The sequence below is a fragment of the Ruegeria sp. K11 genome, from assembly GCF_056531905.1.
This window is the reverse complement of the sequence record NZ_JBQFMP010000007.1, coordinates 63,867-75,258: the sequence shown is the minus strand read 5'-3', so window position 1 is coordinate 75,258 and position 11,392 is coordinate 63,867. Positions and strand designations below refer to the sequence as shown.

General features: G+C 57.0%; 8 protein-coding genes. All 8 read right to left on the bottom strand.

Annotated features, from left to right (window positions below; translation table 11 throughout):
- Positions 1-12: 12 nt before the first annotated feature.
- The 8 genes from ACR0K4_RS12660 to ACR0K4_RS12625 all read right to left on the bottom strand — a co-directional run bounded on the left by ACR0K4_RS12660 (position 13) and on the right by ACR0K4_RS12625 (position 11,375).
- The gene (locus ACR0K4_RS12660; RefSeq protein ID WP_480518765.1) at positions 13-1,119 is read right to left on the bottom strand and encodes a peptidoglycan-binding protein LysM; all 1,107 of its coding nucleotides are present in this window, start codon (positions 1,117-1,119) and stop codon (positions 13-15) included.
- 45 nt (positions 1,120-1,164) lie between these two features.
- The gene (locus ACR0K4_RS12655) at positions 1,165-2,427 is read right to left on the bottom strand and encodes a peptidoglycan-binding protein LysM (protein ID WP_480854258.1); all 1,263 of its coding nucleotides are present in this window, start codon (positions 2,425-2,427) and stop codon (positions 1,165-1,167) included.
- Positions 2,428-2,449: 22 nt separating this feature from the next.
- The gene (locus tag ACR0K4_RS12650; RefSeq protein WP_480854257.1) at positions 2,450-3,229 is read right to left on the bottom strand and encodes a PP2C family protein-serine/threonine phosphatase; all 780 of its coding nucleotides are present in this window, start codon (positions 3,227-3,229) and stop codon (positions 2,450-2,452) included.
- Positions 3,229-4,320, bottom strand: coding sequence for an FHA domain-containing protein (locus tag ACR0K4_RS12645; protein ID WP_480854255.1), 1,092 nt, complete (start codon positions 4,318-4,320; stop codon positions 3,229-3,231). Before ACR0K4_RS12645 ends, ACR0K4_RS12650 begins: the two co-directional genes overlap by 1 nt.
- Before the next feature lie 206 nt (positions 4,321-4,526).
- Positions 4,527-6,818, bottom strand: coding sequence for a serine/threonine protein kinase (locus tag ACR0K4_RS12640; RefSeq protein ID WP_480854254.1), 2,292 nt, complete (start codon positions 6,816-6,818; stop codon positions 4,527-4,529).
- Positions 6,819-7,142: 324 nt separating this feature from the next.
- Positions 7,143-8,429 carry a dynamin family protein gene (locus ACR0K4_RS12635; protein ID WP_480854253.1) on the bottom strand — a complete coding sequence of 429 codons (1,287 nt, stop codon included), beginning with the start codon at positions 8,427-8,429 and terminating at the stop codon, positions 7,143-7,145.
- Complete coding sequence (locus tag ACR0K4_RS12630) at positions 8,426-10,468, bottom strand: dynamin family protein (RefSeq protein ID WP_480854252.1); 2,043 nt, start codon at positions 10,466-10,468, stop codon at positions 8,426-8,428. The genes ACR0K4_RS12635 and ACR0K4_RS12630 overlap by 4 nt, the downstream gene beginning before the upstream one ends.
- Before the next feature lie 70 nt (positions 10,469-10,538).
- On the bottom strand, positions 10,539-11,375 hold the full coding sequence (locus ACR0K4_RS12625; protein WP_480854251.1) for a hypothetical protein: 837 nt from the start codon (positions 11,373-11,375) through the stop codon (positions 10,539-10,541).
- Between the last annotated feature and the right edge of the window lie 17 nt (positions 11,376-11,392).

Sequence of the window (11,392 nt, the reverse complement as noted above, 5' to 3'; positions counted from 1 at the left end):
TAAACCGAGGGATCAGTTTGACGCTGCATTCAGTTTCTGGTTCTGTTCGCGCAGAGTATCCGAGATGATCGCATACCATTCGCCAGATTCGCGCATCTCGTTGAGACCTTTGTTCATCATCGCAATATACTCCCGCGCGAACGGGTTGGTGCGATGGGCAAGGAAGCTCATAGACGACAAGGTCGAAACATAAGGGTTTTCGACGATGTCAGACGAGGTCAGTCCCATGTCATTCATCGTAGACGCGAACAGTTCAACTTCGAACGCGGCTACGTCCACGGTACCGGTCAGAACGGCGTCCAGACATTCCCGTGCGGTGTTGGGTTGTACAACGGTGGTATTGGTGCGGTTCAGACCGACTTCCTCCAGAACGACCATGCTCCAACCGTGCATACGGCAGATGGTTGAGCCTTCCAGATCTTCAAAGGTTGTCGCATTTGCATAGTCGCTTTCGGGCAGTGTGTAGAAGCCGCCAACGACGTCATAAACCGGAACTGACGCGACAAACTGTGTGCAGCGGGCTTCGGTTTCTGCCGACCATTCGTACGAGCGGTTGGTGCAGTCCGGGACGGTCCACGCGATTGAGATATCGAACGCGCCCAACGGCAATAGTGTATCCAGGTGCGAGCTCCAGTCGTCGACAAAGCTGACCGAATAATCACGGCTGTTTCCGGCACGCTGCAGGCTGGTCGTGGCCAGACGGGTCATGATGCCGCCGCCGCCCAGCGACTCGGTGGTAAACGGCTCCCAGCCGTTGCCAGCCACCATCTTGATTGGGGGCGCATACACATTTGAACGCTTGATGCTTGCTGCGCGCTGCTCTTCGGCTGCGATCAGTTCCTGCGCGCTTTGACCATTGGGCAGGCTGCCGTCTTCACAGGGCAGGGCCAGAACCAATCCCGGCTCAAGCGCACCGGGGTTCGAGATGATGTTCCGGTTCGCGTTAAAGATGGGCTGGTAGTTCGAAGTTCCATAAGCCGCGATGGCAATGGTCGCCATCGTGTCACCATCGGTGACCGTGTAGTTTGAACAGGCTTCCTGCGCGGCTGCGGCACCCGCGCTCAGGGTGGTGACGGCGGTGGCCGACAGTACTGCTCTTTTCAGTTTCTGATCCAACATGTCCACTTCCTCCAGACTTTTATTTTATCAGGCCTTTTCTGGGCCTTAGCCATTTTCCATTTGATAGCGCAGGGCGGTCGACACGATGTCACGCCACTCGCCAGATTGCTGCATGATCGCCAGACCCTGGTTGAGCGTCTCAAGGATCGCTTCCCCATCCGGATTATCTTTGTGGGTCATGACGTTAAGCGACTTGATCGCCGCCAGGTTGGGGTTTTCGATAATACGGTGTTCGTAACCCAGCCGCCCGATGGCTTCGACGGCGACATGGGCCTCGATCGCGATGATGTCAGCGGTCCCATCCATCAACGCGTGAAAGCAGTCGTCCGGTGACACGGGGCGCACCAGCTCAATGGCGGGTTCATAAAGGCCAACCGCATCCATATGCGACAAGGACCAGCCCTCGGGACGACAGATCGTTGCACCCGCAAAATCTGAATAGGTCAAAGTCAGCTCATACCCCGAACCTTCGCGGGCAAAAAAAGTATCTACAACCTCATAGAAAGGATTTGAAAAGTTGTAGGTTTCACAGCGCCCGCGATCACTTTCGGACAGGGCTGCCGCGTCGTCACAGTTTGGACGGGACCAGGGGAAGGTCGCGTCAAAGGCCAGAGTCGGCATCAACAGGTCCAGATGTGAGGACCAGTCATTGACGAACTGAATCTTGTAACCTTGCTCGGGCGCGGCGCGCAGCATCGCGGTTTCCACGAGGTTTGTGTAAAGGCCACGGTTCGGAAGCGCTTCGTCCGTGAATGGTGCATAGTTGCCGCCGGTGATCATCAAAAGCTGACGGTCACGAACTTGGGTGCTGTCCTCGCCTCCGGCATTCCGGATCAGTGCAGCCGCTTCAATCCGGGCCGCTTCGATTTCTTCCTTGGCGGCTGCTTTGGCGGCAATCACAGCCTCTTCGCTAGTTTTTTTTGCCTCCGCCTTTGCCGCAGCAACCTGCGCTTCGGCCTCGGCAACGGCCTTTGCTGCCCGTTCCTCAGCTGCTTTTACCAGTTCTTCGGCCATTTCAGCAGCAATGCGGCCCGCCTCCGTGTCCGGCACCAACGCCTCCAGCCCGAGGTCTTCGCGGCATGGGAAGGTCAGGATATCGCCAACCCGAATAATATTCGGGTTTGAACCGATTACGTCCCGGTTCGCGGCAAACAGAGGCCGGAAATCCTCGGTCGCGTAAGCTGCAATGGCCAGCTCCCGCAGGCTGTCGCCACGTTTGATTTCATAAGTCGAGCATGCCTCCTGAGCCGAGGCCGCCCCGGTTGCGGCTGCAAGAGCCAGGCTGGATATGATCAGATGGTTTCTCATTTGTCCTGTTTCTCTGCCTTGTTTAGGGTCTTGCCGGTTTGATCACGGCGATTGAAATGTTGTCCTGGTCGGGGTCGCCCTTGTTCAGAACCGCCTGCAACAGCGCGTCGGCAATATCGCGGGCAGGGGACTGTGACAGGGTATTCGCAAGAGCTTCGATCTCGGGGTTGCTAAGGGTCTGCAAGCCATCGCTTCCCAAAATCAGGATGTCAGATGCAACCAGTAGCAAAGGGTCTTCGGGGCAATCCACTTTGGGAATCGCCGCCCCCATGATGACCGAGGTCAGCTGGTTGCGATCCGGGTGGGCTTGTGCCTGCTCTTGGGTCAATTGACCGTCGGCCACCTGCTGGTCGATCACCGGTGCCATGGAATGATCTTCGTTGATCTGGCGCAGGCGACCGTCGCGCAACAGATATAGCGGGCTGTCCCCGATGGATATCCAGTACAGCTGGTGATCAAGCACGAGTACGCCCAGCAAGGTTGACCCCAGCTGAATACCCTGTGCCTCGCTATACCGTGCTACAGCGGCGTTCGCCTGCATGGCCGAAATGGGCAGAGCGTCGAGCAGAGCGCCTTCTTCCACATCCTGACCATAAAGAAGATCATCAAAAATCTCGCGCCAGCTTGAGATCACGAGGGCAGACGCAGCTTCACCCGCATCATGTCCACCCATTCCGTCTGCGACAACGACATAGCCCAGATCGGCCGTGTCGAAGACCCGTGCGGCGACGGCGTCCTCCTGCGTGTCGCGCCGGCCCTGATCCAGGACCAGCGCAATGTCATATGCAGGGGTTGCCAGCATCAATCAGCATCCCGCCAGTCAAAGCCGTCATCACAGAACGCCGTGAACCGGATCGAGGTTTCGCTGATGCGGATCAGATCGCCGCTGGACAGCGCAACGGTGCTGAGAACGGGCTTGCCATTCAGACGCACAAGGTTGGCTTTACCACCATGACCCAGATAGCATTTGCGGTCTTCAGGGTCATAGGCGATCACTGCGTGATTGCTGCGGGAAATACCGGTGTCGCCAAAATCAAGCTGGATGGCCTGATCGTCGTTACGACCGATCTGCATCAGACCTTCGGTCACGGTGATGCTGGTGCCGCGGCCCGGGCCGTTGGTCACAACCAGCCAACCCACAGGATATGTCTGTTCGGTCGAGGTTGGCTTTGCGACAGGATCAGAGGTTTCGATCAACTCCTGCACATGTGTGTCGCCCCGTTCAAATCCCAGGAACGTGGTTTTGACACGCCCACGCCGCTCGGCGCTTGGGGCAGGGGCCGCGACGGGCGCTTCCGATTCGACCATCGTGGCAACCGGTTCAGGCTGCGGAGCCGGGACAACGGCTTCGACCTCTGGCTCTGGTGCCGGAGCGGGGGCCTCCATCTCGGGTTCAGGCGCGGGTTCCGGCATAACCTCGACGATTTCGGGTTCCGGTTCAGTCACTTCCACTTCGGCGACTTCCTCGGGTTCGGAGGCCATTGCCGGTTCGGGAACGATTTCAACCACCGCCTCGTCCTCAGCGATGGACGCTTCGGCAACTGCGGCCAGCATATCGTCTTCGGTCGACAACATGTCATCCGTCTCCAGACGAAGGGTCACGACGGGGCTAACCTCCGGAGCTTCCGGTTCAGGGACTTCGGCCTCGGAGATATCGGTTTCGATCGTCTCGTCCGCGAATTCCGGCATATCTTCTTCGGGAAGCAGATCGTCTGTTTCCTCATAGCTTTGCGGCGCCATATTGCCACCACCCAGAGCCGCGCGCAGGGCATTGAAATCCGCTATGGGCTCCGCTTTTTCTTCCTGCTCTTCAGGGGCTTCAATCGTCTCTTCCGCGTTAGCCTTGCCGGCACCTTCGAGAAGCCGGCTGAGAGGGCTTTTATATTTGAACATGGTGTCGACACCTTCTTGAATTCTGGCACGGGACCTGTCCCGTGGGGCTGCAACTGGCCTTCGGCCCGAGGGTCCGAAGAGACTGATGAAAGGAAACAGGGAAACTTTTACCTATCGCGACGGTCCGGTTCCCGTCGGGGTGACGATGTTGGCCGTCACCCTCAGCACACACACGCTGGCGAATTTCACATCAAGAACCGGTCGAATTACTCCTGTGCAAGCTGCATCACTGCAGCCGTTTCAGTGCCATCGCGCAGGACAGACATCTCTGCGTTGGGCAAGTTTTCGGTAACAAGCTGGGTAAGAACGCCGTCAAGGCTTTCCGGGGCATCGATTGACAGGCCTGTCTGCGTCTCGCTCAGCACCACATCACCCGGACGCAGATCACCTGCGCTGCCCTGCGGAACTGAGGACACGACGGTCTGCCATCCGTCCTCACCTGCGTTGCGCACTTCGAAAGTTATTCCGTTTTGCAGGCCGAACATCCGGTGCGCGGGCAAGGCCAGCAGCCCGTTTTGTGCGCGTGTTTCGCCGCGTGCGCGATACCGGACTGCCGCGCGGATGTATCCGTCTGGATCGACCGAGAACTTCTCCATCGCCTGCGCCACAAATTCAATATCTGCGCGCACCGGTTCACCATTGAGCGTAAAGATTGTCGCTCCACGCTGTACCCAGTCACCGATCATTGACAGATCGGTGCCCGGATCGACCGCCGTGATCGTATAGACGCTGCCAGTTGAAACACGGCGTTTGGACAATGTGAACGGGATGTCCACGTCCCAGTGACCATAAGCCATCTGGTTTTCGACCAGATTTACAGGTTCAACAGGGGCTGGAGAGGTTTCTGGTTCTGCTGCAAATTCTGTGGAAGCAATTGGTGCGTCTTCTGAACCGGCGTCGATTGCAACCGTTTCGGCGGGTGAGGCTTGATCCGCAACCGCGACCTCAACTGGCGCTGTGTCTGACTCGATCACCTGCTCGATAGGTTGATCCTGAGCCGCCTGAGTTTCAGGTTCCAATGCAGGCGCGACCAATTCTGGCTCTGTTTCTGCATTGATGGTCTGCTCGACCGGTTCCACTTCTGCTTGTACCGGAGTGGTATCTTCCGTCGGCTCTTCGGCCGGTTTTAAAACTTCAGCCAATGCGGCCGGTTCATCAGTAACGGCTGCGGTCTCCTCAGATTCTGCTGGCGCTTGCGCCGGGGTGACATCGGTCGCTGATGTCTCGTTCGTCATAACAAAGAAACCACCTGCGGCAACCGCGGCCAGCACGAGGGCAACCCCCGCGATCATCCGACCGCTGCCTCCGGATCCGCTTTTGACAACAGTGTCAACGGCCACCGGCTCGCTTTCCTTGGGGGCGAATTCGGCCAGTTTGTCGTCCGGCTTTTCTTCGTTGCCCAGAACCAGATCCGCATTCCCGGCCAATAGCGCAGTCACAACTGCCTCGGCGTTCTCGCTTTCGGCCTTGATCCGCTCTTTCTCGGCTTCCTCATCCTTGCGATCCATTCCAGCAATCACTGAAATCGGACGGTAGGCGAATGTTTCGAACTTCACACCAGGGCCACGGAACATGCGTAGCCAGTCCAGCGCGGACTGAAGGCGGTCCGTCGCATGGACCTCCATTGCTCTGTCGATCGCCTCCAGGAACCCTTTGGGATATCCCTGATAGCGCCCGGTCAAACCACGATAAGGGTCAGGCTTGCCGCTGTTGAATGCGTTCAGGCGGGTTTGCCCATCAATCGGGCGTTCGCCGCTGATGGCGTGATACAGCGTAGCCGCCAGCACGTACAGGTCACTGCTGGGCCCCTGATCCGCGCCTCGCACATAAAATTCGTGTGGGGAATAGCCATCCTTGATCACACGCAGGGTCAGCAGTGCTGCCGACTGTTGCGCCGCCTGTTCGCGCGCGGCCCCAAAATCTATCAGCACCGGATCGTTGTTTTCATCGATCAGAATGTTGTCGGGCGAGATATCGCGATGCAACATGCCGCTTTGATGAATGAAAGACACGGCGGACAGCATCTTTTCGGTGACCTGAACGATAAAATCCGGACCTGCGTCGTTTTTGGGGTTCTCTACATAATCCAACAGATCGCATCCACGGATCAGATCCATTGCGATATAGGCGGTGTTGTTGTCCTCGAACACCTGATGCACGTCGACGATATTGGGATGGACCAGCCGCGCATGGTTGCGGGCTTCCTGAATGAAAAGATCGATGATGGCGCGCAAATCTTCCTGATGATCCGGATTGGCCGGTTCGACCAGATCGCCGTTCCTCTGACACAATGCGCCCGGATAGCACTCCTTGACGACAACGTCGCGTTCAAGGCTGTCGCGCGCCAGATACGTGATACCAAAACCGCCGTTGCTGAGATAACGGAGGATTTCATACTGCCCCCGCAGCAACTTGGCACCTGGCTGAAGCCCGTCGACCTGAGGTTCGTCTTGCGCTGCACCTACAGCGTGGCTGTGACCCATTTTCTTCCCGCCCATTTTGCACAATCTGCGGTATGGATAACCAGGCATTCCGCCCGAGCACTCACAACCAAACACAACCGCAGGACACTTAATGAACGTTAGACGGTTCAAATTTGACTTTATTGGGGCCGCCGCATGGCTTCACTATGGATCAATTTCTCGATAATCGCACATTTTGTGAGTATAGACCTGAGTCCAACAATATGTTGTAATTCGAGGGCGAGAAAATCCACCCTTATCCTAGCTAAAATCTCAATTGGTTCCTGATTTGGAAACAATGACGACCCGATTCTAAGCCACCCGAATCGGATCGAAATGACTCAATTCAGGCGGGAATCGTCAGGTTCCGGTGCGGGGAGGGGCGGTTGCGACCGTGCTGCCAGCCCATGCCAGACTGTCGCTCAACTGCGTCAGAATGCTGATCGCGTCCTTCAAAGGCGCATCGCCGCTTTCGAATTGAAGCAGCAACAGCAGGTCCGTGGCCTTTTCAAACTCGCCCGGTATCCAGTCTGCTTCGGGATCAATCTCGGAGCCGCTTTCCAAACGTTCGGCAAAATCCTCGACGATCTCCTGACAGCTTTGCAGGAATGCGGCAGGCTCCATATCAGTGTTTTCGCGCAGATCTTCGTAGATGCTGGCAATTGCTGCCAGCCAATCCTCGAGAATGGGGTTATCCAGGGCGGGCAGGGCGGTTTCCAAAGTTGCGTGCAGAGAGACACCATCCTTCGGTTCTTCCTGTGCGTCCTGGTCGTCCAGATCAGAGAGGTAGGGCAGAAAGTGATCTGTTAAATCCGCCCGCGCCGCATCCAGATCTTTGCTACGGTAGTTGGCTGCCAGCGTCAGCACGTGTTCGGCCAGATTTTGTCCACCGCAGGTTTCCCACAGGTCGAAATCCGGCTCGGGCTCTTGTGCCATGGCACGCACGGCAACCGGTGTTCCAATGGGAACAACCGCCTGAAACAGGTTTTCAGTGGATTTGACCAAACGAGACACAACCCGATCCAACGCATCCCGCACCGGTGGCAGGTCAGCGTGAGTTACCGCCAAAAGGCTGTTGTCACGCAGCTTTTGCGGAGCCTGAGACCACAGATGGCGTTCGGTTTCACGCCACGCATTGGTGCCATTGGTGCACCAGATGGCGCAGTCAACATATTCCAGAAGGTCCAGAGTTTGTTTGTAGCTCTCATCCAAAGCGCCTGACCCTGGCAAATCGAACAGCGAAATCTCTTGCAGGGCAGGGGTGTTCAGACCGACAGAGATGAAATCGGGTTCGTCTTCTGCTGCTTTTTCAAGCACGATGCCGGAATAGGTTTTCGGATCTTTTCCCCACCAGCCCACGGTTGTCTCGGGCGCGTCAGCATAAGCCACGATGACAAGCGGCAATTTCAGGTGCTGCGGACCTGTGGGCAAAACATCAGCCCCGGCCAACATGTTGGCAAGACTGGATTTGCCCGCCCCGAATTCTCCGGCGAAACCAATCGACACCGCATTCGACAACCTTTCGGCATGGGCCAGCGCGCGGGCGCGCAACTGCTCCAGCTCTGCCGAAGCGGGTGCTTTCTCGGTCACGTTCAAAAAGCGCTCCAGCTGACGCACTTCCTGTTCGGTTCCGGGGAATTCTATCATTCTGCAGCCTCTGCCTGTCGAATGTCCGCAGGCGACGCCCCGCGAACCGTGTCAAGTTCATCTACAATACGGCGCGCCTGGTCAACCGCAAGTTGCGCTTCAGCGCGCGCATTTGCACCATCGGGGTTACTGCGCTGCTCCAGATGTCCAGCCAGCAACGCCAAGTAATGATCGAGGACCGTTTTCATCCGGTCAGACAAATGGCTATGCGCGGTATCGACCAAATCGTCGCCGATCATCTCGAACTCCTGCACGATCATCCGTTCGGCCCGGTTCAGCACGCTGCGCCGGGAAATCAGCCGCGACAGCCAGTTGACCCGCAGCTCCACCGTGATGCCGCGGGTCAGGGCGCTTGTGTCCGGGCGGAACCAACGCACGGCGCTGGTGTTCATCCGGTTGTCCGCCGGTTCCTGCCACCCGGGTAGGGCACGCAGGGCCGAGTTGCATTGCATGTCAATCGCGTACAATTCGCTGAGCATGCGTTGGCGCACGACCTGCGTCGCGCCCTGCACCAACTCGCGCATCCGTTCTCGCAATGGGGTAAAATTCAACTCGGTTTCACCATCCTTGGCCAGCAGAGGAGACTGCCCATTCGGACCGCGCACAACGATCGAGACAGCCTCGGCCACGGTATCGTCCATCACACCGCGCAGATTGGCCAGAACATCATCCATGTCTTTGACAATGGTTTCGGTCTTCTCGGCGATCATTGCTCGCAAATCGGCCAGAGTCTTGTTGCTGTCGTCGGCCTCATCAACTCCGGGACCTTGCTCGGCTTCCAGCGCACGCAACCGGGCAGCGCTGCGTTCCAATTCTCCATTGGCAAAGCTGCTCAGGTGTTGCCAAGCCATCCGCAATTGTTCGTTGCGCGGACCCTCGGTGAGGGCGCGTGTCACATGACGACGCAAATCCGGCAAACCCGACGCAATCATCGCCGCAAACCGCAGAACACCTTCGCGGCTGATCGGGCCTGGGCCCTGTTTGATCTCTTCGACACCTTCCAGATATTGCTTCATCTGCTCCGGATGCGCACGCAACCAGGACAGCACCTGGTCATGATCGACCCCGGTGTCGTCGCCCGTCAACGCGTAGTGCGCCCATTGAGCGCTGCCCATCAAAACGTCGATCTCCGAGTTTCCAAGCGCCTGCGACAAACCATCCACAACATCGGCGCGCACTTTTGATGCATCTTCCGGGCCACCGCCCAATTCATCTACCCGGTTAATGAACACAACGATCTGCCCAAGTTCCAGCGCCTGCATCAGGCGGAACAGTTTCAAATCTGCGCGGGACAAAGCCTGATGAGCCGACAGTACCACCACAAAGAAATCGGATTCCTTGAGGTATTGCCGCGAAATCTCTTCGCGGATCAAAAGCGGATCGTTGACGCCAGGTGTATCGGTGACGGTGACCGGATACGGGAAATGGCCGAGTTCAAAATAAACTTCGGCTTTGCGTGTTATGTCGCTGTAAAGTCCGCGATCCGATCCGGGATCATAAGTGCCTTCTTCCGTCGGATCATCACCAGCACAGACATAGCGCGCCAGATCGTCCGAGTTCAGTTCATCCAGATCGTGATGCTGGCCCAGCAGATGCTTGTAGCTTTCGCCCAGACGCAGTTTCGCGCGAGTCTTCATCGCCTCGACCTGCTCTTCGATCATCTCGCGCTTATAGCTGTCCTCTTCATCCGGGAACATGTTGCGCAGCTCTTCGCCTTCGGCGATCAACGCCTGCCATTGGCGGTTATCAAAGAAGTGAAACTCGGCCCCGTTCGTCCGACCCGAAGGATGACCGAAATGCATATCTGTGATTACGGTCGTCCAGGGATTCACATCCGAGGGCAAATACTCGGCCTGACCGGTAAAACCATTAATCAGGCGCGACTTTCCGGCTTTAATCTGACCGACAAAAGCGATCGAAGGTTTGAGATTGGACAGATCGTCGACAATGCGCGAAATAAAGTGGCGGGTCTCATCATTGCTGGACCCGTTCATGTCTTCGGCGATGCGAATTAGCTCGCGGCGGTTAAATTCACTCATAAGCTTTACCCTGGTAACTCGTATTTTTAGACTGGTTTAATAAAAAGGACTAGATTGGGCGGGATCGCGGTCATTCGGCGGCGCGCAGAGATTTCCAGATGTTGACCACAGCCCCAAGTTTTCGGGTGTCGTGCAGTGCAATCGCGGTTTGTTCCCCATCGCGCAAAACGGCCAAACCGGTACCCTGACCGCCTGATGGGCGCATCACGATCAACTGTGGAGGGGTTAAAGTGCCATCCCCATCCGATTGCCAACCGTCCAGATCACGCAGGAACTCCGACAAGTCCTTCGCCTTTGGATGCAAAGGTTGATCTGCATCGCATACGCCATCCAACCGCATATCAGTCGCATCGTGCGACCCTGCAAGAACCCGCCCGCGCGCGTGTTTCGCCGACGCCTCATAGAATTGTGCGGCCAATCCTTGAGTGTCCGGTTCGGGTGTTGCGGTGGGGACGACGGAAATTTGTGGTTCTTTCGGGAATTCGATCTTTGCACAAGCCGCTTCAACCTCGGAATAGGTGATGCCGACATCATCCGCCTCCAAGATCGCGTCCGGGCGTTTTGAGACCAGTTCGAGCGGCCCGGGCGCCGCAGCTATATCCGTCATCAAATGCGCCAGCTTTTCGGTAAGATCTTTGCGAGCCTCGGTCTCAAAATCTGGAATGGGTCCCGAGACACAGCGAAACACATCCGTGATCCGAGAGCTGTTGACCTCAATAGCCAGAACTGAGCCATCAGCCGCGGTAAAGTCCAACCTGCGTGGGAGGATGGTGCCGCGAATGGTTCCCAGCACCTCCTGACGTCTTAGCTCTGCGCTATCGCCCGACAGATAAACCGACGGCGACATCCGAGCCACGGATGTTCGCCCGATATCCCCGAGCAACTCAAGTATTTCACCGTCCATCATAGCGTGACCCCCTCTGG